Raw genomic sequence first — 22,961 nt, forward strand, 5'->3', positions numbered from 1 at the left:
TGTGATAGAACAGTAGAAGGAGTATTAAGCCGCAGCGGCACAGAAAGGGATGCTTGGTTGAATGTATGTAGTGTGTAAGGAGCACGTGGAGCTGGCTATCGATAAGTTTGTGGACGAGTATGAAGATGCGCCCGACATTGTAGATTTGAAGGAAACGGAATTCTCTGACTGGGACCCGCCAGCGAAATGTGCGGAATGCGAGCAGAATGCAGAGTATTTGGTGGTCTGATCGTTGGCTGTTGCTTAGATGAAAGAGTATTAGACGTATTACAGGGATAGTGAGTGATGCGTCTAAAGTGAAAATGATGGTGCGGAAGGACGTGGTTCACGTCCTTTTTTTTGTTGGTTTGGGGAGTGGGGGGTGTTGCTCATGCGCTTGGTGAAGATAAATTGGGGTGAACCGTATCATGAGTAGGGGCAAGTTTTTTGAAGGGAAACTCGCAGGAGCTTGTATTTACAATATACAGACGATAGAAGCAGGATAGATCACACTCTGGTCGGAACGATGCATAAACAGGCTTCTGCGAGTTTAATTTGTACTACAAAATGATGATGTACCTCGAAGGTGATTTTTGCCGGTTCACAGCAAAAGTCCCTTCCGCCGTTTCGGCAGAAGGGGCCAGTTCAAAAAATGCTGTTGCATATGCGGGTTGATTCCAATTCAATGCTTCGCGTGTCCTTCGGAACACCGGTGTGAATCTAAGTAGTAATATTTTTGTATCAGTGTCCTCGTACAACTTGGATATTATTAATGAACCCGGCTGTAGGTGTAAATAGAGCAGTGAATTCCTTGCTCTTCACATCAAATTCGAATAACCCACGTTCATTTTTAACGATTGCTATCGTATATATTTTGCTACCATCGTTCGAGTAATTGGCCTCTCCTCTTTGTAATCTTGTAGTTCCCCAATTACTCACACTGGAGGTCTTGCTGGCAGTATCATAGTCAACAACCAAAGAGGGCACTTGGCCCTTATTATATTCCTTGTCACCAAATGCTATAACATGACCCTCTTTATTCATCAGCATACGAATCCAGTAATTTTCACTAAAGAGCTTTGTTTTCTCCTTTAAATCGTAATTCGTTTCGTATACGGTATACGTTGGCATTTTAAAATTGTTCTGTCCCGTGGGGCCATCTTGATGGGCTAGACTATAATTCCTTTCCTTCAACGAATAAGCAGAAGCATAAATTTTTTTGTTTTTATGATCTAATGTAATAGCTTCTACGAGCATGTCATCATCACCCCAGAGTGTCATCTCATTGGTGTTGAGATCAATAGCGCCTAATCGTATAGCTTGCTCTCCTTTTACATTAGCCACAAAAAATAATTGATCTCCTGAGGGAATAATATAGTTGACTGCAAATAAGTTATCTGTTAGTTGAGCGCTTTTTTCACTCGATAAATCTCTAACAAAGATCTGGTCTCCGTAATCCTTGTCTGTCCCTACCCTTTGGGTATAGTACACTAATTGATTAGGCTTATCATAAAAGCCCAACGGATATTGAGCTGTATAATCGAATTGAAAGACCGTTTTCATTTGCTTTGTAGCTGTATCATAGCTTAGTATTTGTGTCTTTATGGCTGCGTTTTCATCTGTAGTCGCATATTCTGAATAAGTCATCGTAATGTAATCAGCTGCAGTTGCTGGTGATTTCACCTCTGAACTAGCAGTAGGAGTAGTATTTGCTGTGCTTTCCGAACCAGCGTCCTTAGACGAGCACGAAATCAGTAATATTGCTATCAACAACAAACACATTAAAATCTTTGATTTTTTTTCCAAATCACTCTCTCCTTAATATCTGGTTCTATAATTAATTATGCCTATGGCTATAAGCCATAGGCATAATCTCTATAACTTAAAACTGATAATAGAATCTATCCGGGAAGGATAAAGTATCACTGTAAGTATGACCGAATTGTACATTATTCCAGCCCCAGAAATAGTTATCCATTACTGCATCAGGAAGAGAGCCAATGTCGTTCTTATATACAGTTTTAACAATATCAGTATCTAACGCTCTAGCAGTGATTGGAGTTCCATGAATTGCATTATCAATTTGTCGTTTTGTTGCGATATCACCTGCCCGGAAAACAGTAAATCTACCATCACCTGTTACAGCACCTGCCGAAATAATTACTGTTTGTCCTGATCCATATGTGTATGTACCTCCAGGCAAACGTCCTGGATAAGGGACTGTTGAACTTGGAACATCGGCTGCCACTGCTGCTTGTTTCGGAGCAATACTTTCATCTACATAGACACGATTGATATGTCCATCAGAACCATAGATAACTACAGTACCTGGAGATGGTTCTGGAAGATCAAATCCAAGATCTGTCACTGGTAAATGCTTAACAGATTCTGCTACAGCTTTGAAAAATTCATCCTCAGCAGCTCTTCCTTTAATATCTGGCACTTCTTCATAAGCTTGTAATGAACGTAATATGCCTTTTGTATCCCCAGAATGATCTGCTGCACTTGTATCATAGGTTATGATAGGTTCTTGCTCTGCATTATAAGTCAAAATTGCCCCTGGCACAAAAGCTGTTGGTATCTGATTCTTCACTGCTTCCAAATCAATTCGTAATTCTTTTGAAGTATTGCTATTCAGTTGAGAATTTTCAGTAGCATTTACCATCACAGCACATTCATAGTTATACCGGTAGTGAAATTGAAATGATCGCTGAAATGCTATCTGACTGTCTAAATCGCAGATTGGTCAAATGGGCAATGTGTAAATACAAGAGGTTCAGGGGACATCGCAGTCGAGCGGAAAAATGGCTGAAAGAACTTGCAAATAGAGAGCCCAATATGTTTCCACATTGGGCTCTCGGAATGAAACCATAACTGGCTGAATGATAAGAGCCGTAATGAGAGCCTGAAGGTGAAACTCCTTTGGGCTACTCGACTGTTTCAGGGAGTGGGGGCGTGGCTCAAGGGGCGAGAGGGATCGTATTTTGATGTAACGGGAACAATAGAAAAAGCTGCTTGGCGAGAAAAAGAGGCGTGTAGGGCATATCATTGCGAAGCCAATAGACAATTGTACCAATGAAGGCGGAGGAACCGTGCCAGATTGCAATATCGATTGGAACGCTTGCACCGGAAACAGATATAGAAGAGCCTGCTTTTTCGGCTCTGCTGGTGATGAGATCAACCATTAGCTTCGTAAGGCGATCGGTGAATACAGGTATACGTTTTGAAGCGAGCAGCACCTTGTAAAATTTCGAATTATCCGCGATATGCTCAAGCAGTTTGACCAATACGGACAAATCAATGTCTATGTCTAAACGAGTCTGATTCGGAGCATCACTTAGGATAGCCTGAATTTCATCAATCATTTGATTGGCCATCCTCTCCAGCATATCCGGTATATCCCGGTAATGAAGATAGAAGGTGGCCCGATTGATCGTAGCGCGTTCTGCAATACGATTCACGGTTATTTTCTCAAATTCAATCTCCTGAAGCAAATCAATAAATGCATCTCGAATCAATTGAAGCGTGCGAATGACACGCGGATCCGTCCGTGATGATGTTGTTGACATGGTAGGCCTCAGTTCCTTTCCCCATAAATGATTTATACGACAATTTCGTTCGATCTGTAAATTATATTTCCATTAGACAACAGATTGCTTTCAACCGTAAACTAATAAACATTTTCCGGGAATATGTTGCTTGTGAATTACAAGAGAGTTGATTATAATTCAACATTGAGTCTATTATACAACAACATGTTGATTGGCTCCATGATGAATGTAAAGGGAGTTGAGCAACATGAGTAATCAAGCAGCTTTTGACAGCAGTTCTATTAAGAAAGGTCCTCTGTTGTTTGTTATGATTCTGGGGGCGTTCATTGCCGTTTTGAATCAGACGATTATGAGCGTCGCGACACCGGGGCTGATGGTCGATTTTAACATTTTGGCGTCTACTGCCCAATGGCTGACGACCGGTTATATGTTGGTAAACGGAATTCTTATTCCGATCACCGCATTTTTAATGCAGCGGTTTACGACCCGTGAGCTATTTCAATCTTCCATGATTATTTTTCTAGCTGGAACCATTGTTTCGGCTACGGCGCATAGCTTCGATGCTTTGCTGGTAGGACGCCTGATTCAAGCAGCTGGAGCAGGTATTATTATGCCGCTACTGATGACCGTAATCCTGACTGTATTCCCACCTGACAAGCGAGGAGCTGCGATGGGGTTGGTCGGTTTCGCCATTATTTTTGCTCCTGCTATCGGGCCTACGCTCGCCGGTTATGTTATGGAGCATTATTCCTGGAATACGATGTTTTATGGAATGATCCCATTCGTTGTTATTGTTATTGGTATTGCCTTTATTTATTTGAAAAACGTATCTGAACGCAGCTATCCTAAGATTGACATCCTGAGTGTCATTCTTTCAACAATCGGATTCGGCGCTGTTCTTTACGGCTTCAGTAGTGCTGGAAGCAAAGGTTGGTCAAGCGCGGAAGTGGTTCTATTACTTGTTGCTGGTGTGGTCTCCTTGATTTTGTTTACCTGGAGACAGTTGGTCATCAAGAGTCCCCTTCTTGATCTCAGAGTGTTCAAATATAGCATGTTCTCCCTGACGACCGTTATTAATATTGCGGTTACCATGGTCATGTATGCAGATATGATGCTGCTTCCCCTGTATTTGCAGAATGCACGTGGATATACAGCTCTGGAGTCTGGTTTGCTTATGCTCCCTGGCGCACTTCTGATGGGAATTATGATGCCAGTGACAGGAAAGTTATTCGATCGGTTTGGAGCGAAATGGCTGTCCATTATCGGTATGGCTATTACAATCGTGACTACAATCGGGTTCGTTAATCTGACGGATTCCACCAGTTATACGTATTTAGTTCTAATGTCCACAGGACGACGCTTCGGGATGGCCATGTTCCTGATGCCAATCACAACGGCGGGCCTGAACCAACTGCCATCAAGACTGAATGCACATGGTACAGCCATCTCCAACACCATAAAGCAGGTCGCTGGTGCGATAGGTACGTCTTTACTTATCACGGTGATGACGAGCAGAACCAAGACCCACCTTGTGGATATGATGAGCGCAGGCGGCTCTTCTTCTAAGGAGCATTTGATCATGGAAGCTTCTATCCAGGGGATTAATGATGCGTATCTTCTTATTGTTGGAATTGGGATTGCCGGTCTCCTCCTTTCTTTCTTCATTAAACGTACGGAACCTTCGGAAGAGGATGGTAAGAGAGTAATCCTGCAATCCAAGGCAGTTAGATAATTTAAGATTAGAAAATATGTGAGAGAGCCCCTCCGCTTCGTAAAGCTGGAGGGGCTCTTCTGTGTACAATGCTGTTAGTGTGACAAGATGATGTGGAACAGCTGATTCCTGAAACAGGGTATCAGCCCGTTCTTTGTTTGGTTTATTTGCCATTACAGACAGCGGGAGAACTGTATATTGGGGTTTGAAATAGGGACTGGACTTGGTAGGTGGATATTGACATTACAAAGAAATAACATTTCGATAATACTCGTCTTATAAAACCGGTTTAATATGAAGTCTGTAGGAAAGAAAGCTGCATACAAAGAGACAAGGATTCATGGTGAGAACAGAATCAGGGGAGGAAGTATGTCCTTTCATTAAACCGGTTTAATGATATGGGATAAGAACATGAAAATTAGACTGCGTTCGCAGGAGATAAGAGAGGTTTTCTTCCTATGGCTACCATCGATGACGTAGCGAAAGCATCAGGCGTTTCAAAAGGCACCGTATCAAGCGTATTCAGCAAGAAAAGACCCATCAGTAAAGAAGTGACGGAACGAGTACTTGCGGCTGCGAAAGTGCTTAACTACAAGCCTAATTATTGGGCAAGAAGCCTGGCGAACAAGTCGACCCGCATTATCGGCCTTAATATTCAAGGAGAGAAATTCAAGTTCAGCCAGTTCCACCTCTCTCTTCTGAATGGTGTTCTAAGTGTCTGTTATGAGCACGGTTATAGGCTGCTCGTCAATACACTATCACATTCTTATCAGAACAAGTTGGAGCACATGGTTACAGGCCCGGCTAACGGAGAGATCTTGCTGAATCCGGAAAGCGAAGATGAACGGATCATTGAACGGTTATCCGGAGATGTGCCCATCGTCTTGATAGGCAGGCCCTCCTCTGACTTCGAGAACCATATCTCTTACGTGGACAATGACAACGTAAGCATGACCGAGCAAATCACCCGTTATTTGCTGGATCTTGGCCATCGGAACTTCTTGTTCCTAAACGCGCCGAAAGATAGAACTGTCGCAGTTGACCGAGCCCGTGGGTTTCTTGCCGCTGTCCAGGAAGCCGGGCTTCCACAGTCATCATATAGAATTGTATACAAACCTGATCCGGACAATTCTTCGCTCGATTTCGGTTATGAGACAACGCTCAAGGCACTTCAGGCAAATCAGGCAATTACAGCTATCATTGCGGATACAGACACCATGGCGCTCGGTGTTTATAAAGCGGCGGAATCGCTCAGAATCAACATTCCAAGTCAATTGTCCGTATTCGCGTTCAGTGACGATTCCGTGTTCTCACCAGAGTTCACGCCTCCGCTCACAGGTGTCCGCCTTCACGCCGAACGCTTGGGGCGGGAAGCAGCAGTCATGCTGATCGAACAGATGACAGGAAACGTAAATACAGTTAAGAGAACGATTGTGCCAACCGATATGGTCATCCGCAGCTCCTGCGCTGCACCCATTACGAACTTTGGAGGAAATTAATCATGAGTAAGAAGAACGTTGCAGTATCTTTGATCTTAGCCGGAACCGTGCTTTTGTCCGCATGTGGCAGCAACAACGACACATCTTCGTCGCCGGCTACGCCCGAATCGGCAGCTCCGACGGAGTCGACGGCGGGTATGAAGCTTGAGATTCTATCCGGTAACGTTGGAGGAAAGACGCCGGAAGGCAATACGAAATTCGCGCAAGCGATCAGCGACAAGACTGGTTTGGATGTGACGCTGGACAAGCCTGCTAGTGACTATGATCAGAAGGTGCTGACCGCGCTCAGCTCGGGAGCAAAATATGATTTGATCGAAGTCAGTGACTTGGCTAAGCTGGATGCATTCTTCAATCAAGGGGTTGTTACCGATCTGACCGATTTCGTGCAAAGCTCCAAGGTGCTTTCGGATCCTGCAGTTATCCCAACTGGTGAATGGGATCAACTTAAAGGTCCGGATGGCAAGATCTATGGGGTCTTCTCCAAATTCCAGGGCGCGACGATGCCTATCGTCCGTAAAGATTGGCTGAACAAGCTGAACCTGCAGGAACCGAAGACGCTAGATGAGCTTTACACCATCTTAAAGGCATTCAAGGAAGAAGACCCAGACGGGAACGGCCAAGCGGACACCTACGGATTGAGCACTTCGGGACTTTATGATATCCAAGGCATTATGAGCTCAGCCGGATTGAAATACAGGTATGTGATGGAGGACGGTAAACGTACGATTCCTTATGCAACCGATGCTGCGATTCCGATGTACGAATGGTTCGCCAAGCTCGTAAAGGAAGGCATTATGGATCCTAATTTCATTACGAACGATACAGCTAAAATGCGTAACCTGTTTCTCACCGACCGTGTCGGGATGGTCACATATTGGGATGCCTGGGTGGGGATGTTCAATAATTTGAAAAAGCAGGAAGATGCGAACACGGCTTTCCAGGCAGCGGGTATGGTGAGTCTCGAGGCTGCAGACGGTACGATTATCATGCGCCGGGGAGACCCGGATTTCTGGATTATTCCGGCAAATGCACCTCATCCGGAAGCAGCCAAGAAATTCCTTGAATTCTGGAATACGGAAGATGGTATTATTCTCGGGAGTTTGGGCGTTCAAGATCTCGACTATATCGTGGACAGCAATGGGTATTCACTGACAGAAACCGGTAAGGAGGCAAATATGGATCACGGCGTTCCATATTGGTACAACTCCACGGTTAAGCCGCTGTTCCCTGCTCTGCCTGGTGTCGAAGAAGCGATGGCGTTGTCCAAGCAGTATGCGACCCTCGAACTTTCTCTGTCTACTTGGCCGGATGCCGAGAAAATCGTGACGAACTACGCGCTTAAGGCAATGGCGGGCCAGATGCCGGCGAAGGACGCGGTTGAACAGATGCAGAAAGAATTGAAGGCTGCGAATTTAATCGACTAATCATCGGGAACATTCCGGAGTGACGGGCGGGAATATATTGTAGCTTCCTCATGGGTCATAGGACTTCATCTGGAGGCAGGAGGTGGAACAGCCATGAGAATGATCAAGAAGAACTCCATATTTTACGTCATGATGTTTCCGGTTATCATCTATTTTGCCTTGTTCGCTTATTATCCGCTTGTGAAAGGGCTCCAGACCAGTTTCCAGGACTACAAACTAATGGGTGAGCGGCCTTATATCGGATTCGACAATTATAATCAGGTTTTACATGATCCGAGCTTTTGGGATGCCCTATGGAATACGTTATATATAGGCGGGGGAATTCTCATCTTCGGTTTTATCGCCCCGCTGATTCTAGCACTCTCTTTGAACGAAGTCATGAAGAGTTGGTTCAAGAAAACCGCGCAACTCGTGCTGTACGTTCCGCATTTGTTATCTTGGGTGGTCATTGGGGGGATTTTCATCTTCCTCCTGTCCCCCGACAGCGGACTTGTTAATTTACTGTTGATCAAAATATTTGGTATCCAGCCAATTAACTTTATGGCAGAAGAAACCTGGGCCCGAATGATAATGATTGGTTCGGCTGTGTGGAAGGATATGGGCTACAACTGCATTTTGTTCCTGGCAGGCATCGCAGGCATTAGTCCCACCCTATACGAGGCCGCGCGAATGGACGAGGCGACAAGGTGGCAGCAAGTGCACTATGTGACGCTGCCGCAGTTGATGAACACGATGAAGGTAATCCTGCTGCTTAATACATTGGGGATTTTCCGGATTTTTGATCAAATCTTTGTGATGCGAAACCCGGCGATTGCCAGCAAGGTCGATGTGCTCATGGTGTATACGTTCCAGAAAGGAATTATGGAGATCCGTATAGGTCCTGCGGCGGCAGCCAGCTTCTTCGTTGTTTTATTCACGCTGCTGCTCACTTCTGTGGTTAGAAAAATGACGCGTTTTGATGAGGTGTAACAATGGATATCGAACGATTGGAGAGAAGGGGCTGGAGAAACAGGACGTTTGATGTCCTGAACGCGGCGTTCCTGATCTTGCTGATGCTGACGATGATTATCCCTTTTGCAAATGTAGTCGCGCTGGCCTTCTCATCTGGGATGGCTTCGATGAAGCCTGAGATCATCCTGTTTCCGAAAGATTTCAGTATAGAAGGATTCAGCACGGTGTGGAATAGTTTGGATCTCCGGCGTCCATTCATGAACAGTGTAATCGTCACCGTTTCCGGTACGATTCTTCATGTTCTGCTGTCCAGCTTGGCGGGATTTGTGCTCATTCAACCGCATTTGCCGGGCAAGAAATTTATGATTTCCTTCGTCCTGCTGACAATGATGATTCCGCAGGACGCGATCATGATTCCGCTCTATTTGGTGAATAAAGATTTGCATCTCATCAATACACTAAGTTCCCTAGTCTTATCAGGGATGATCTCCGGCTTCTCGATCCTGCTTATGCGCAATTTCTTCCTGAGCGTCCCTTACGAGATGTGCGAATCCGCGCAGATTGACGGCTTGGGGATGTTTCGCATCTTCACGACGATCTATATGCGTCTGGCGAAAACTGGGGTTGCTACAATCATGTTGTTCGAATTTGTGAGTCGCTGGAACATGCTGAGTGCTCCGGTTCTGTTCATAAATGACAGTTCCAAGATAACGCTTCAGGTGGCGCTCAAGTCGATGATTACGGATGCGAGTGCCACATCAAGCAATCTCCTGATCACGACGAACGTTCGAATGGCCGGGATCCTGATTTCGATTATCCCTTTGCTGGCAGTATACCCTTTCATTCAGAGATATTTCATGAAAGGACTTATGTTAGGTGCGAACAAAGAATAGAAAGGGTGAAATGTCTTGGAGATTCTCTCGACTCTTTCCTTGCACAGATCGATTGCTAAAGAAGAAGAAAAGACGTATATCGAGGTTCCCTTTGCAGTCGACAGTTTTGTTGAACGGATCGAAGTGAAGTATACGTACGAGCATCAGGATGGCACAACTGTAATTGATATCGGACTCCGTTCTCCGGAACGAATCATGGGTTGGAGCGGCGGGGCCAGGGACTCCTTCTTTGTCGGTCTCGGCAAAGCGACACCCGGTTATTTGGCTGGTCCGATACTGGCGGGCGAATGGAATGTCCTTCTGGGTGCCTACCGCGTGCCAGAAGGTGGGTGCGAGGTTAGGATTGAGTTGAAGCTCTTTCGTGAGCACCCGCGCTGGATGAAAGGCGACTTGCATATGCATAGCGTCCACAGTGACGGTACCTATACGATCGCGGAGGCCATTGAGTCGTGCAAGGAAAAGGGGCTTGAGTTCATGGCCTTCACAGATCACAATAATGCCTCACAGAATTTTTCTACATTGGCTGCCGATGATCAGATTGTGCTCATTCCCGGAGTGGAACTGACCAGCTACAAGGGACATTGCAACCTGTTGGGGGAATTAGACGCGCTGGATGACTTCCGTATCTTAACATCAGAGCAGGCAGTTGCTACATTGCAGCGGGCGGCGGACCATGGCGCATTCATTTCCTTAAATCACCCATTCTGCTCCAACTGCCCTTGGGAATTAGGATTTGACTTGCCTTATGACGCTATCGAGGTGTGGAATGGACCTTGGCGTCCGATTAACGAGACAGCCGTTCGCTGGTGGCACCAGCAATTGGTTTCCGGTCGCAAGCTTATCGCAGTTGGGGGAAGTGACACCCATAGACTTGATCTCCATGTCGCGCATGGAACGCCTACGTCTTATGTCCGTTCGGCAGCGGAATCGAAGGATGCGATTCTTCGTGGAATCAGGGCCGGGCATGTGGTGCTTTCTTTCAATACGAACGAGACTTTCATCGATTTGTCCATCGGGGAGGCAGGGGTGGGTGACACGGTGATTGTGGACCAACAGCAGAGATTTGAACTGGCGGTAAAGGTGATTGGTGCGGCAGGAGATCGTGTACAGCTATGGTCTGACCGTGGTGTAGAACAGGAATGGGTCGTGGAGACCGAAGGAGAATATGCCTTCCCTGTGTTGGCGGACCGCTTGTTCTATCGAGCGGAAGCGAGTCGTTACCTAGCGGAATGGAACATGACGATTACTTCTTGCCTGACTAATCCCGTCTACCTTCGTAAATTGCAGGAAGAGATATTGGTTTGAGTCTCCAGACTTTCACGGATACCCACGTAAACGTTGGCACGAAGCTGCCTGAATTGGTAAAGAAAGCGATTATGAAGAGGTTATTGGCTAATTAAGCAACGAACCGCGGTACGACCACTTTCATTCTTATAAAAACTGAGGATTGCCAAGAGATCGTTGATTTTTGAAGAGATGCCATAGAAGTAAAAGTCTCATATCAGTATAAAGAATATAATGGAAAACAGAATCCTGCTCTAACAGTGATACTTAATCTTCCTCAGAACCGGCATTCGTCTGGTTTTATGAAATCAGAAATTAATTCCTAATTTTCACGAGAAACAAAGTCCCTACGTCGATTAAGGGGCTTTTTTTGTCGAAGTTTGTCATTTTCTTGTCATTGGGTAAAGATATAATTCTCCTTAACAAGTATGAGATAACTCATATCTATAAGGAGGCGGTCCGATATTTCCCTAATAAGTGTAGGGATTTATAACTCCTTTGCTCAAGATGTGGACGGAAATATTTATTCTTGGGGTTACAATGGAGACGGGCAGCTTGGGTTTGGAAATTACGACAATACGAGTATTCCGGCCATCATTAGTGGCTTGACGAATGTTCTGGATATTACCGGTGGTGGCAATACTACAATTGCGCTAAAAGAGGATGGTAGTGTATGGACTTGGGGAGATGGTTATAATGGTCTGCTTGGTGATGGAGCGGATAATGGCCGTAACAAAGGTCTCGATAAGCATAGTTAATACAAAATAACAGGCTGCTATACGGCGGCCTGTTATTTTTTTTGCGTTACATGAAATCGAAAAAATAACGAATCACATGGAAAAAGACGGGTGCGGTATAGGTCAGACTGTCTACCCGGCTTAAGTAACTTTTTTTCAAAGCAACGAACTTGTCGTCATCGCCGATTAACAAATCCCGCTTCAGCACGGAGACGGTTAAGCTGCCGAAGAAACCGCTTAGGCTGATCAACATGCCGGAAAAGAGCCCGAAGGTCGGGTCAAGTGGTGTCAGGTAGGGATAGATTAGATAGGATACCCCTGTGGTGACAAGAAAAGCGCAGGCGAAGCCTTCCCAAGTTAATTGCGGGTTGGACGTGGGGACTATTTTTCGCTTACCGAAATAGATTGAGGCCAGATAATGGACAACATCATTCAGCTGCGTCAACACCACTAGAAACAACACAAGTCCTGCCCCGTACTCCGGTGTAGCAAATTGAAAATAAGCCAGATGACTAAGCCCGAAGACCATCAGCATAAGTCCCCACTGGGCTTGGCTGACGCTGCGCAGAAATCCAACCGTTCCTTTGTTGATCAATCGGGGAAGTGGCAGAAGCAAAAAGATATAGACAGGAATAAAGACAATAAACATCCCGTACCACTCAATGTAAATCCAGTAGAACTGCAAGGGAATTGACAAGTATGCCCACAGAAACAGTCTGCGGTCGGCTTTTCGCGATTTAATCATGGAGAAATATTCCTTAAGCGCGAAGAAGGTGAGTACCATTAGGGACAGCAGCGAAATGACTGGGTTGAATAAGGTAGCTAAGCAAAAGATGAAGAGCATGCCCCACCAGGTCTTAATGCGAAATCCAATGCCGGTATAGTCTTTGTTCGGCTGTACTCTGCTCACCCCATAATAAATGAGTTGGATGGCCGAAAGGGCTGCGAAAATTAGAATTAACGTGGATAGCGAGCGGTCCATTTCCAAATCACCAACTTGTCGTAAGGGTAGGATTCCATTAAAGGGATCATATGCTAAAATATAAGAAATTGTAGGTTTCACGTTATACTTTATCCTTATATTTTTCGAAGAGACGAATACCGTCCTTAAGTGGACGGTATATTCATTTCTTCTTATTATGAAGGAATAATTCAGACTTGATAAGGGGAAATTTTGTAAATGGAAGCTGATCGATCGGTCTTTATCTTGCTTACGAATACCGGAACATTTTTTACGAAGATCATTCAAGGCTATACGAAAGCACCATACAATCATGCCTCGATCTCCTTTAACCGGGAACTGTCTGAGTTGTACAGCTTTGGGAGAAAGCATCCTAACAATCCCCTGAATGGCGGATTTGTGCAGGAGGATCTCAAGACAGGCACGTTCAGTAAGTATCCGAATACGACATGCGTTATCTATGAGCTTCAGGTATCTGACCGCGAGGTCGAGAAAATGAAGCGGGTTCTGCACATCTTTATTCGAAGTCGTCAAAAGTATCTCTATAACTTTCTGGGACTGGTCGGCATCGCACTCAAGGAACCGGTGGAATTTAGTAACTCCTACTTTTGTTCGCAATTTGTTGCGGAAATACTAGTAAGGTCAGGTATTAAGTTATGGAACAAGCTGCCTGCACTCGTTACACCGGATGATTTTCGGCAAAGTGATCGGCTGCAGTTGATCTACGAAGGGAAATTAAGTGAGTACGAGCCTGAGACCTGAGGGGGAGTGCGGGTCAAGATAGACGGTACTTGCAGTGAAAGAGGTTTGCCGTATGGTCGGATGTTATTAGACCCTATGTCTCTCCATCCAGGCAGCAGCCCAATCGACAAGCGGCCTCTGTTCCAAAAATCGGATATCAGCATTCCCGATTTGATGTATCCTAATGTTTTTTTCCTTCTCGTATTCTTCCCCTAATGAGACAAAATCGCTGTCGTCCACAGCTAGGGTTTGGTAGGTCACCCATTTGCGAGTGCCGTCAGCCATGATCGCACTGCTTTCGTTGACCCTTTGCTTCGCAGGGAAGTCGGCTCTGGTTTCGGCTAAATGCAGAGATGTATTTTTATCATGGCCAACGCCTATTAACAGTACGTAACCATTCAGCTGATATAATTTATCCAATGGGGAGTCATCACCAAAAATATTGCTTAAATCATGAGTATTTGTAATATATGCAGCATGCTTGCCTACCGCGGCTATGGATCGTGCAGGGTGATCCGACCTTTTGGCTCCCGGCCATTTGCGAAACATTTCGGCCACGACGCCCATACCGATTGCCGGGGTAATATCCTTATCATAGGCAGGCCAGTGTTCCCGAATAATAGGCCACCATTCTACAGGTTCTTTCCAGTGTACACCCGTTGAAGGATCGAGATTCTTCCAAGTTTGGGAAGGCATCATCAAGGTTCCTTCTGTTCCTACAATTTCTAGAAGAGACCGAATTAACGTTTCGGCTCCTCCAACGACAAACCCCAGCTTGCTTAGCGAAGCATGAACAAATATGCTTTGTCCTTCCATCAGCCCGCAGCTTTTAAAGTGATGAACTAGGTCTTCTTTCGTTAAGAGGGCTCTTGATTCTTGTATGTCAGTCATATTAACCTCCACCTTTCGGGTTAAACTCTAATTCCAACCAAACCTTCTCAAGAAAGTTGAACATAGAACGTGGTCGATTCACCGACGGTGCTTTTGGCGTGAATCTTACCCTTGTGTTGATCAATGATGGATTTGGCGATGGCTAGACCTAGCCCATAACCTCCCTGTTTGCGTGCTCGGGAAGCATCGGTACGGTAGAATCGATCAAAGATTCGGGTCAGATGTTCCGCAGCAATGCCCTCACCGGTATTGGTAACCGAGAGCATAATATCGTTATGCTGTTTTTTGAGCGACAGGGTTACGGAGCCCTTGGGATTCGTATATTTCACGGCATTGTCTACGAGGATCATGACCACTTGCTTGATTTGTTCACTGTTGCCTTGCACCATCAAGTCAGGTTCAATCTCATAGTCAAGGGACACATGCTTCTCAAAGATCACGGCTTCCATCGTTAAAATAATATTCTCAACAGCCTCGCTCATATTGAACTTCGAAAAGACCATATTTGCTCTGGAATCATCCATTTCAGTCAAGTATAAAAGGTCATTGGTCAGTCTGGCCATTCTCTCTGTTTCCGATTTGATATAGTGCAGCCATTTGGCCTGATTATGAATCGTGTCTTCTGGATTGGATAAGAGAACATCCGCATTGGTGTTAATGATGGTGAGCGGAGTCTTTAGTTCATGGGAAGCATCGGCAATAAACTGCTTTTGTTTATCGAATGCTTCCTTGACCGGTGTAATTGAACGGTTGGCGAAGAACCGGCTAGTGAAGTATAGGATAATCAGCATCACCAATCCAACAACAGCGAAAGTATAGATTAAATTCGTCAGGATATTCTGCTGGGCAGTGATGTCAAGAAAGACAAGCATGGCCCCTTCATTCGTATGTTGTATGTTGAAGATCCACTGGCTCCCGTCCAGTGAGAACTTCCCGTTGTCCTTGTTCATGGCTACGGCTTCCTGTAACGCAGAGGCATAGAACTCATCATCCATATCGAGTTGAGAGATAGTGGCTGTACGAGTCCCTGCTTTATCCGTTTGCAGCGTGAATGAAACGGACCGTTCCGGAGGGGGGTTCCCGTTATCCATAAACCCATTGTCCTTAGTCGGTAATAGAGAAGAACCTTTGGTAGAGCCTTGTCGACCAGAATCACCAGGGGATTGTTGATGGAAATCCATGATTCTGTGAAGATCCATATCGATATCATTTTGCACATTCCGATAAGTAATTACGTAAATGGTGGTGAAGGCAATCAGCATCATCACAGAGATGGTGACTAGGTTAACAATAAGAAACCGATTTCTGAGCTTCGTAAACATCATGTGGTCACCTCTAATACATATCCTACATTTCTAATCGTATTAATGCGTACCGCCGAATTCAAGAAGGTCAGTTTTTTTCGCAAAAAAGAGATATAAACCTCCACATTGTTATGTTCTGCCTCCGAATCAAAGCCCCATAACTTCTCAATAATCTGCTCTTTGGAAGTTACGGCCTGTTTCCTTAATATCAGTAGCTCCAGCAATTCACATTCCTTCAAATTCATCTTGATCTCTTTCCCTTTGACAGATAGCTTCGGGTTCGCCGTATTGAGTTCGATATCCCCAAACTTTAAGGCATCGTCAGGGATCACTTCACCTTTACGTCGTAGCGCTGCCCGTATTCTTGCCAATAATTCCTCTGACGAGAAAGGTTTGGCTATATAGTCATCGGCTCCATAGTCCAGCCCCGTCACCATATCCGTGATTTCCCCCTTGGCGGTAAGAAGGATTACTGGGGTGGATACTCCCTCTTGGCGGAGCGCCTTCAACACGCTGATTCCATCCATTTCAGGCATCATAATGTCGAGCAGCAACAAATCATATATCCCGCTTAACGCGTGATCCAGACCGGATCTGCCATCATGGACTGCGTCTACGGAGTAATTATGTTTTTTTAATATTTGAGTTAAGGCTTCCGCAAGATGAAGCTCGTCTTCTACTATTAGTATCCTCATGGGTTTGCCCATCCTCTGCATAGGTTGTGTACTTGTTTACTTACGTCATTATAGCAAGTTTACCTTTAGTCAACCTTAATGAAGGTGACTAAATAGAAGCTGAATAAGGGAAACGGACAACAAGGTGAGAAGTAACGGAGGGGAATTTTGGAACTGGAGGAGCGGTAGCGTCCGCCTTTGTCTCCGGATTTCATCCGCGAGCAGCGGTATAAATCAAGAAATCTGGAGACAACAGCGGCCGGAAGTCCAACATTCACCGCAGTTACAATCAACACCTCGTTTGGAAGAGTCCTATTTCGGCTTCTATAGTAGGCACATGCAGAATTGTTAAACCAATGTAAAAGGATTAACGCAGTGTAAACTCATTTAAGATTCATTAAAGGTTCGGGGACTAAGATACATTCATAAGCAAGCGAGATAACACAGAAGACCTACCTAAACTGAAAGGATCTGAACCCCTATGGCTATTGAAGTGTTTAACCGTTATGAGAACAAATACTTGCTCGATAGTGAGTCTTACTACAAATTCTACAACCAACTGCTTGAATATATGGAACTGGACAATTACAACAAGCAGCATGAGTTTTATTCCATCACTAATATGTATTATGACACCGCACATGATGCTTTGATCCGGAATAGCCTAGCGAAGCCGAAATATAAGGAAAAACTTCGGATAAGAGCTTACGGTATCCCGAATCAGGATACGAGAGTGTATCTGGAAATCAAGAAAAAGGTGTTCGGTCTGGTCAACAAAAGAAGAACTTCGCTTCAATTAAATGAAGCTTATGATTTTGTCCGCACGGGTGTGGAGCCGGAATACAAAGACTACATGAACAAGCAGGTCATTGAAGAAATCAAATACTTCCTAACACGGTATGATTTACAGCCCAAGTTGTATCTGTCCTATGACCGGAAGGCGCTGTTCAGTAAAGAAAACCGTGATTTGAGAATTACGTTCGACACCAATATAAGATACAGACGGTATGATCTTCAGCTGGAACAAGGTACTTATGGCGAACTCTTGCTGGAGCCGGGACAATGGTTGATGGAGGTCAAGGCCGAGAAGACGATTCCGGTATGGTTGGCAAAAATGCTCTCTGAACATCAAATGTACCGTACCAGCTTCTCCAAGTATGGCAACGAGTACAAAAAAATGCTGAAGAACAGCAGAATAGAAAGTGAGAGTGCTCTCTATGCTTGATTCCATCTTTTCCGCAGCTTTGACTAGTACGGAATTAACATTCACCAATGCGATTCTAACCATTGTTATATCCATAGCACTAGGCGGAATCATTAGCTATACCTACATGAAAACTAATCCGGCAAGTTATTCGCAAAGCTTCACACTTACGATGGTGCTGCTGCCGGTAATTGTCGCGATCATCATTCTACTGATCGGCAGCAACGTAGCCAGAGCCTTCAGCCTTGCCGGTGCCTTCTCCATCATTCGCTTCAGAAGCGCACCAGGCGATCCGAAGGATATCACATTTGTACTGTTCACCATGGCGTCCGGACTTGCCTGCGGGGTTGGATCATTCGGGTACGCTGTATTATTCACACTTATCTTGTGCGTACTGATGTTTATCCTTAACCGCACGAAGTTTGGCGTAAGAACATCCCTACAGAAAACACTGAAAGTAACCATCCCGGAGGATCTGGGATATGAGGAAGCCTTTAATGAAGTTTTTGCCAAATACAACGTTGGATACGAGCTTAAAAAGATTAGAACCACCGAGCTTGGCAGCTTATATGAACTGGTCTACGCGGTAACCATCGATGAGCACACGAGCCAGAAGGAATTACTTGATGCTATCCGCTGCCGGAACGGCAATCTGGATCTCTCGCTAACCATGAATCCAACTACCACTGACTATTAAAATTTGAAGGGATTGATAAGATATGAAGAACTTAATAAAGAACGGTAAAATAGGGCTGGTGCTGTTGTGTATCGCTGTAATATCGGCCTGCAGCAGCAATACGACAGCCTCTGACACCTCTAGTGCAGCGGCAACAGCAATAACGACTACACAGAACGGGACAACTTCTAATGTACAACTAGCCAGTATCAAGCTGGCGGATCTGGTAACGTTCGACGAGGAGGATTCCACTACAGAGTGGAGCGCCGACAATTCAACAGCTATTGCTCTAAATGGAACAAGTGTTGTTGTTGATGGTTCCGGAGCTACAGCGAAGGATGGATCGGTGACGATTACAGCAGCAGGAACTTATGTCCTCAGCGGAACACTGAGTGAGGGGCAAGTTGTCGTCGATGTTCAGGATGAGGGAACGGTTCGTTTGGTATTAAACGGAGCAGAGCTTCATGACAGTAACAGCGCCCCAATCTACATTAAAGAAGCGGATAAGACGATCATTACGCTGCAAGAGGGTACGGAGAACAGCGTTACAGATGGACCAACCTATGTGTTCGCCGATGATTCCACCGATGAGCCAAGTGCGGCGATCTTCAGCAAATCGGATCTAACGATCAATGGAACGGGCAAGCTGACGGTTACGGCCAACTATAACGATGGAATATCAAGTAAAGACGATCTGAAAATCATGTCGGGTACGATTGAGGTTCAAGCTGCAGACGACGGCATTGTAGGCAAAGATCTCGTCGCCGTTCAGGACGGGAAGCTTACTATCAATGCTGGAGGAGACGGCATCAAATCAACAAATGACGAGGATACTTCCAAAGGTTTTATTGCCATTGCGGCAGGTACATTTGATATTACAGCCGTAAACGACGGCATTCAAGCGGAGACCTCAGTTGTCATTGACGGCGGTACCTACACGCTGGTCACAGGTGGAGGCCATGTGAACGCTGATGTGAAGATGGGCGATCAGGGCCCAGGCGGCATGGGCATGGGAGGGAATAAGAACCCCGAATCCAGTGCTGTGACAACGACAACAGAAACGACAGAAACAACAGCAACAACAGAAACCGAATCGACTAGCACTAAAGGGCTGAAAGCCGGTGGAGACATTACGGTTAATGGGGGCAGCTTTACGATTGATTCCGCAGATGACGCGGTGCATAGTAACAGTAATGTTTCGATAACGGCCGGAGATTTCAAGGTTACTGCTGGCGACGACGGAATTCATGCAGATGCCCTGTTGGCAATCATAGGCGGAACCATTGATATCACCAAGAGTTATGAAGGGATCGAAGGCGGGAATATCACGATTGCAGGCGGTGAAATCCATGTGGTTGCTTCCGATGACGGAGTAAATGTATCGGGAGGCAACGACGAAACATCTACCACAGGAACTCAAACACAAGATCAATTTACCAGCTCCGGCAGCAACATGCTCACCATCAGCGGCGGATATTTAACCGTAGATTCAACAGGTGATGGTCTAGATTCGAATGGATCGATCACAATGACCGGTGGTACTGTGATTGCCAATGGACCTACCAATAGTGGCAACGGCACCTTGGATTATGACGGTACCTTCGTGATGAGCGGTGGATTTCTGGTAGCGGCGGGCAGTTCAGGAATGGCTCAAGCGCCTGGTGAAGAATCCAGCCAATTCTCAGTCAGTATGACTTTCACAGAAACACAGCAGGCTGGAACGATGGTTCATCTGGAAGACAGCGAGGGCAACAATATCCTGACCTTTGCACCGTCCAAGACTTATCAAACCGTAGTGATTAACTCACCGGATCTGCAAGAGGGAGGTTCTTATACTCTCTATACAGGCGGAACATCCACAGGTAGCGAAGCGAGCGGATTGTATACGGATGGGGAATATGCAGGAGGAACAAAGGTAGTAGCCTTCGACATCTCCAGCAGCGTAACCTACTTGAACGAATCGGGAGTAACAACTGGCGGCAACACCATGGGTGGACCTGGTGGCGGCGGTGGCGGTAGAGGAACTAGACCTGAAGGTGGTGCGGGTCAAGGCACTATGCCTGATGGTGAAGGTGGCAGCCCGATGTAATGACCGGGTTATAGTATAACAATCAAAGAAGCTGGCGCATCCGCGGCAGCTTCTTTGATTGTTATCTGTGAGTCACCGTCCTCCTTTTGTTATGTAGGATGCAGGAGACCTGATCAAGAAACGGGAAGCCTAAAATAGCTCTTCAACATCTCATGAACCGCTTCATCCAAGTCAGGGTGAGTCGTCGAGACCAACCATTCGTCAGGAATGATGAGATAGCTGCCGGAGCTGCTTTTTAAATAACTGTAGATGATCTGAGCTTCGTCAAGCTTATGCCGGCTGAGTTCTTCCCTAACCTCGACCCCTTGATTCATGAACTGGTCTGTAATGGCAGACTGTATGACGGCATGAAGCTGCTTCGGGTCAGCGCTTTCGGTGTCCAGCTTAGCATGATAGAGGATGACACTGCCTTTGATCAGAATAAGCTTGAGGTTATACTCATTCATAGGTTCCAACACAACGATATTCTTGTTCTCTTCAGTGAAGCCGATGACCTTCTCTTTTTGCAGCAGAGAGCTGACTGCTCCGGTATAGTCCCGGTATTTGGCCGCAGTCTCAAAATCGTATTTCTCCGCAGCCTGACTCATGCGCCACTCCAGATCGCTTAATATGCTCGTATCCAATCCATGTAGCAGAGCGATAATTCTATCTATGATTTCATTGTATTTCTCCAGAGCTTCCCCGCCTGCGCACATTCCCAGGCATAAGCCAAGAGCGTGGTTAAGGCAGAGCGTATTCTTGTTACGGGGGCTGCTGCAAAGGATTTTCTGGTTCTCCTTGATGCCTAATACGGCTCTTTCCACGGTGCTCCTGCTGGTGTAGGGTCCGAAGTATAGGCTGTGCTCATCATCATTGGAGTCATAGGTGACTTCAAGCTGCCGATAAAGTCTGTCCATTCGAACCGCGATGTAGGTATAGGCCAACGGATTCTTCATTTTTTTATTGTACATGGGCTTGATCTCTTTAATTAAGTGGCATTCCAGCATAAAGGCCTCAAATTCCGTATCGGTGACAATATAATCGAGATCCTTAATGTTTCTTACCAGCTGCTTCACTTTAGGGGAATGCCCGGTGGAGTTGTAGAAATAGGATTGCACTCTTTTCTTCAGTCGTTTGGCTTTGCCGACATAAATGATATGCCCCAGACTATCCTTCATCAGATATACGCCGGGCGATAAAGGCAGTTCTGCTACCTTTTCTGTTAGATTCATAGGAATAGGACACCTCCGCTGCTCACGTTCGGCTAGTAAATTTAGTATAGACGATGGGTCCACGGAGATAAAGAAGTTGATATAGCGGAGTGATTTAGAAGGGAGGAGTCTACTTCTCTCGCAAAAAAATAAAGCAAACTCAGTCGCTTAGACGGAGTTTGCTTTATTTGTTCTACAATAAAATAATCTCTTGCACTTATGGAAGTATATTGCCTGCTGCAAGGAAGATAGCATACCATTCTTCACGAGTAAGCTGAACTTCACTAGCCTTAATGCAATCCTTTAGGCGATCAATGTTCATCGTGCCGATGACCGGTTGCATATGTGCCGGATGACGCAAAATCCAAGCGATGGCAATTGTGGTGTTACTTACTTCATATTTGGTGGCAATTTCATCAATCTTTTGGTTCAATTCCGGGAATTTGTCGCTTCCCAGGAACACACCTTCAAAGAATCCGTATTGGAACGGCGACCAAGGTTGAATCGTGATATCGTTCAGTCTACAATAATCCAGAATGAGGCCATCACGGTTAACGGCGGAGTGATTATCCATATTCACATTAAAGCCTTGGGAGATCATATTGGCGTTAGTGATACTTAATTGCAGCTGGTTGGCAACAATCGGTTGTTTCACCGATTTCTGCAGCAGTTGGATCTGCATTGGAGTCTGATTGGATACGCCGAAGTGTCTTACTTTTCCTGAGCTTTCCAGGATATTAAAGGCTTCTGCTACTTCATCCGGTTCTACCAAGGTATCCGGGCGATGCAGAAGTAGAACATCCAGATATTCGGTTTTCAGACGCGCCAGAATGTTGTCTACAGACTCCAAGATATGTTCTTTGGAGAAGTCGAACATTCCTTTGCGAATGCCGCATTTGGATTGCAGGATAATCTTTTCACGAATATTGGCATTCATATGGATGGCATCTGCGAATATTTCCTCACAGGCCCCAGCGCCGTATATATCTGCATGGTCGAAGAAATTGGCACCTTCGTCCAAGGCAGTTTGAATAAATTGTTCAGCCTCGGCTTTCTCAAGCGAATTAATACGCATGCAGCCGACTGCTACAACTGGCACCTCTAATGTGCTGGTACCTAGTTTCATTGTCTTCATGAATAACGTCCTCCTTAGTGATTGGGTAATCCGGTTTGCAGATGTAGAAGAATTCAAGAAAAGTATA

General features: G+C 45.5%; 21 protein-coding genes. 12 read left to right on the plus strand and 9 right to left on the minus strand.

The window, feature by feature from the left end:
* Window positions 1-61: 61 nt before the first annotated feature.
* Complete coding sequence (locus GJB61_RS12895; RefSeq protein WP_154118929.1) at window positions 62-229, plus strand: CxxH/CxxC protein; 168 nt, start codon at window positions 62-64, stop codon at window positions 227-229.
* A gap of 491 nt (window positions 230-720) precedes the next feature.
* On the opposite strand, the gene GJB61_RS12900 is transcribed toward GJB61_RS12895, so the two are convergent.
* The 3 genes from GJB61_RS12900 to GJB61_RS12910 form a co-directional block, all read right to left on the minus strand.
* A complete protein-coding gene (locus tag GJB61_RS12900; protein ID WP_229521647.1) occupies window positions 721-1,785 on the minus strand; it encodes a hypothetical protein in 1,065 nt (354 codons plus the stop codon).
* A 76-nt stretch (window positions 1,786-1,861) separates the two neighbouring features.
* A complete protein-coding gene (locus tag GJB61_RS12905) occupies window positions 1,862-2,644 on the minus strand; it encodes a hypothetical protein (protein WP_154118930.1) in 783 nt (260 codons plus the stop codon).
* A gap of 295 nt (window positions 2,645-2,939) precedes the next feature.
* A complete protein-coding gene (locus tag GJB61_RS12910; RefSeq protein WP_154118931.1) occupies window positions 2,940-3,548 on the minus strand; it encodes a TetR/AcrR family transcriptional regulator in 609 nt (202 codons plus the stop codon).
* Window positions 3,549-3,777: 229 nt separating this feature from the next.
* Between GJB61_RS12910 and GJB61_RS12915 the strand changes: the two genes are divergently transcribed.
* The 7 genes from GJB61_RS12915 (at window position 3,778) to GJB61_RS31705 (ending at window position 12,050) form a co-directional block, all read left to right on the plus strand.
* The gene (locus GJB61_RS12915; RefSeq protein WP_154118932.1) at window positions 3,778-5,262 is read left to right on the plus strand and encodes a DHA2 family efflux MFS transporter permease subunit; all 1,485 of its coding nucleotides are present in this window, start codon (window positions 3,778-3,780) and stop codon (window positions 5,260-5,262) included.
* Between the two features lie 437 nt (window positions 5,263-5,699).
* A complete protein-coding gene (locus GJB61_RS12920) occupies window positions 5,700-6,740 on the plus strand; it encodes a LacI family DNA-binding transcriptional regulator (protein ID WP_154118933.1) in 1,041 nt (346 codons plus the stop codon).
* 2 nt (window positions 6,741-6,742) lie between these two features.
* On the plus strand, window positions 6,743-8,164 hold the full coding sequence (locus GJB61_RS12925; protein ID WP_154118934.1) for an extracellular solute-binding protein: 1,422 nt from the start codon (window positions 6,743-6,745) through the stop codon (window positions 8,162-8,164).
* A 93-nt stretch (window positions 8,165-8,257) separates the two neighbouring features.
* A complete protein-coding gene (locus GJB61_RS12930; RefSeq protein ID WP_154118935.1) occupies window positions 8,258-9,133 on the plus strand; it encodes an ABC transporter permease subunit in 876 nt (291 codons plus the stop codon).
* A 2-nt stretch (window positions 9,134-9,135) separates the two neighbouring features.
* Window positions 9,136-10,008 carry a carbohydrate ABC transporter permease gene (locus GJB61_RS12935; protein WP_154118936.1) on the plus strand — a complete coding sequence of 291 codons (873 nt, stop codon included), beginning with the start codon at window positions 9,136-9,138 and terminating at the stop codon, window positions 10,006-10,008.
* 39 nt (window positions 10,009-10,047) lie between these two features.
* On the plus strand, window positions 10,048-11,313 hold the full coding sequence (locus GJB61_RS12940) for a CehA/McbA family metallohydrolase (protein ID WP_195724324.1): 1,266 nt from the start codon (window positions 10,048-10,050) through the stop codon (window positions 11,311-11,313).
* A gap of 452 nt (window positions 11,314-11,765) precedes the next feature.
* Window positions 11,766-12,050, plus strand: a complete 285-nt coding sequence (locus GJB61_RS31705; protein WP_338115848.1) for an RCC1 domain-containing protein — start codon at window positions 11,766-11,768, stop codon at window positions 12,048-12,050.
* 46 nt (window positions 12,051-12,096) lie between these two features.
* Here GJB61_RS31705 and GJB61_RS12950 read toward each other — a convergent pair whose 3' ends face one another.
* Window positions 12,097-13,011 carry a phosphatidate cytidylyltransferase gene (locus GJB61_RS12950; RefSeq protein WP_154119409.1) on the minus strand — a complete coding sequence of 305 codons (915 nt, stop codon included), beginning with the start codon at window positions 13,009-13,011 and terminating at the stop codon, window positions 12,097-12,099.
* Window positions 13,012-13,209: 198 nt separating this feature from the next.
* Here GJB61_RS12950 and GJB61_RS12955 point away from each other — a divergent pair, with 198 nt between their 5' ends.
* A complete protein-coding gene (locus tag GJB61_RS12955) occupies window positions 13,210-13,752 on the plus strand; it encodes a C40 family peptidase (protein WP_154118939.1) in 543 nt (180 codons plus the stop codon).
* Window positions 13,753-13,818: 66 nt separating this feature from the next.
* Here GJB61_RS12955 and GJB61_RS12960 read toward each other — a convergent pair whose 3' ends face one another.
* Genes GJB61_RS12960 through GJB61_RS12970 form a run of 3 tightly spaced genes read right to left on the minus strand, consistent with a single transcriptional unit; the run spans window position 13,819 to window position 16,621 of the window.
* Window positions 13,819-14,622, minus strand: a complete 804-nt coding sequence (locus GJB61_RS12960) for an AAC(3) family N-acetyltransferase (RefSeq protein ID WP_154118940.1) — start codon at window positions 14,620-14,622, stop codon at window positions 13,819-13,821.
* A 47-nt stretch (window positions 14,623-14,669) separates the two neighbouring features.
* Window positions 14,670-15,944 (minus strand): sensor histidine kinase, encoded by a 1,275-nt coding sequence (locus GJB61_RS12965; protein ID WP_154119411.1) that lies wholly within the window; start codon window positions 15,942-15,944, stop codon window positions 14,670-14,672.
* Window positions 15,944-16,621, minus strand: coding sequence for a response regulator transcription factor (locus GJB61_RS12970; protein ID WP_154118941.1), 678 nt, complete (start codon window positions 16,619-16,621; stop codon window positions 15,944-15,946). The genes GJB61_RS12965 and GJB61_RS12970 overlap by 1 nt, the downstream gene beginning before the upstream one ends.
* 460 nt (window positions 16,622-17,081) lie before the next feature.
* On the opposite strand from GJB61_RS12970, the gene GJB61_RS12975 reads away from it, so the two are divergent.
* Genes GJB61_RS12975 through GJB61_RS12985 form a run of 3 tightly spaced genes read left to right on the plus strand, consistent with a single transcriptional unit; the run spans window position 17,082 to window position 20,569 of the window.
* On the plus strand, window positions 17,082-17,825 hold the full coding sequence (locus GJB61_RS12975; protein ID WP_154118942.1) for a polyphosphate polymerase domain-containing protein: 744 nt from the start codon (window positions 17,082-17,084) through the stop codon (window positions 17,823-17,825).
* Window positions 17,818-18,501 carry a DUF4956 domain-containing protein gene (locus tag GJB61_RS12980; protein ID WP_154118943.1) on the plus strand — a complete coding sequence of 228 codons (684 nt, stop codon included), beginning with the start codon at window positions 17,818-17,820 and terminating at the stop codon, window positions 18,499-18,501. Before GJB61_RS12975 ends, GJB61_RS12980 begins: the two co-directional genes overlap by 8 nt.
* A 22-nt stretch (window positions 18,502-18,523) precedes the next feature.
* The gene (locus GJB61_RS12985) at window positions 18,524-20,569 is read left to right on the plus strand and encodes a carbohydrate-binding domain-containing protein (RefSeq protein WP_154118944.1); all 2,046 of its coding nucleotides are present in this window, start codon (window positions 18,524-18,526) and stop codon (window positions 20,567-20,569) included.
* 113 nt (window positions 20,570-20,682) lie between these two features.
* On the opposite strand, the gene GJB61_RS12990 is transcribed toward GJB61_RS12985, so the two are convergent.
* Window positions 20,683-21,780: a GIY-YIG nuclease family protein gene (locus GJB61_RS12990; protein WP_154118945.1), complete on the minus strand. Its 1,098-nt coding sequence runs from the start codon at window positions 21,778-21,780 to the stop codon at window positions 20,683-20,685.
* Between the two features lie 196 nt (window positions 21,781-21,976).
* Window positions 21,977-22,894, minus strand: a complete 918-nt coding sequence (locus GJB61_RS12995; RefSeq protein ID WP_154118946.1) for an aldo/keto reductase — start codon at window positions 22,892-22,894, stop codon at window positions 21,977-21,979.
* Window positions 22,895-22,961: the final 67 nt, after the last annotated feature.

It is taken from the genome of Paenibacillus monticola (genome assembly GCF_009664975.1).
GTDB lineage: Bacteria > Bacillota > Bacilli > Paenibacillales > Paenibacillaceae > Paenibacillus_AQ > Paenibacillus_AQ monticola.

Excerpts from the sequence above, each read along its gene's own strand:
- GJB61_RS12895 (WP_154118929.1), top strand. The coding sequence starts at position 62 with ATGTATGTAGTGTGTAAGGAGCACGTGGAGCTGGCTATCGATAAGTTT.
- GJB61_RS12905 (WP_154118930.1), bottom strand. The coding sequence starts at position 2,644 with ATGGTAAATGCTACTGAAAATTCTCAACTGAATAGCAATACTTCAAAA.
- GJB61_RS12910 (WP_154118931.1), bottom strand. The coding sequence starts at position 3,548 with ATGTCAACAACATCATCACGGACGGATCCGCGTGTCATTCGCACGCTT.
- GJB61_RS12915 (WP_154118932.1), top strand. The coding sequence starts at position 3,778 with ATGAGTAATCAAGCAGCTTTTGACAGCAGTTCTATTAAGAAAGGTCCT.
- GJB61_RS12920 (WP_154118933.1), top strand. The coding sequence starts at position 5,700 with ATGGCTACCATCGATGACGTAGCGAAAGCATCAGGCGTTTCAAAAGGC.
- GJB61_RS12925 (WP_154118934.1), top strand. The coding sequence starts at position 6,743 with ATGAGTAAGAAGAACGTTGCAGTATCTTTGATCTTAGCCGGAACCGTG.
- GJB61_RS12930 (WP_154118935.1), top strand. The coding sequence starts at position 8,258 with ATGAGAATGATCAAGAAGAACTCCATATTTTACGTCATGATGTTTCCG.
- GJB61_RS12935 (WP_154118936.1), top strand. The coding sequence starts at position 9,136 with ATGGATATCGAACGATTGGAGAGAAGGGGCTGGAGAAACAGGACGTTT.
- GJB61_RS12950 (WP_154119409.1), bottom strand. The coding sequence starts at position 13,011 with ATGGACCGCTCGCTATCCACGTTAATTCTAATTTTCGCAGCCCTTTCG.
- GJB61_RS12955 (WP_154118939.1), top strand. The coding sequence starts at position 13,210 with ATGGAAGCTGATCGATCGGTCTTTATCTTGCTTACGAATACCGGAACA.
- GJB61_RS12960 (WP_154118940.1), bottom strand. The coding sequence starts at position 14,622 with ATGACTGACATACAAGAATCAAGAGCCCTCTTAACGAAAGAAGACCTA.
- GJB61_RS12965 (WP_154119411.1), bottom strand. The coding sequence starts at position 15,944 with ATGTTTACGAAGCTCAGAAATCGGTTTCTTATTGTTAACCTAGTCACC.
- GJB61_RS12970 (WP_154118941.1), bottom strand. The coding sequence starts at position 16,621 with ATGAGGATACTAATAGTAGAAGACGAGCTTCATCTTGCGGAAGCCTTA.
- GJB61_RS12975 (WP_154118942.1), top strand. The coding sequence starts at position 17,082 with ATGGCTATTGAAGTGTTTAACCGTTATGAGAACAAATACTTGCTCGAT.
- GJB61_RS12980 (WP_154118943.1), top strand. The coding sequence starts at position 17,818 with ATGCTTGATTCCATCTTTTCCGCAGCTTTGACTAGTACGGAATTAACA.
- GJB61_RS12985 (WP_154118944.1), top strand. The coding sequence starts at position 18,524 with ATGAAGAACTTAATAAAGAACGGTAAAATAGGGCTGGTGCTGTTGTGT.
- GJB61_RS12990 (WP_154118945.1), bottom strand. The coding sequence starts at position 21,780 with ATGAATCTAACAGAAAAGGTAGCAGAACTGCCTTTATCGCCCGGCGTA.
- GJB61_RS12995 (WP_154118946.1), bottom strand. The coding sequence starts at position 22,894 with ATGAAGACAATGAAACTAGGTACCAGCACATTAGAGGTGCCAGTTGTA.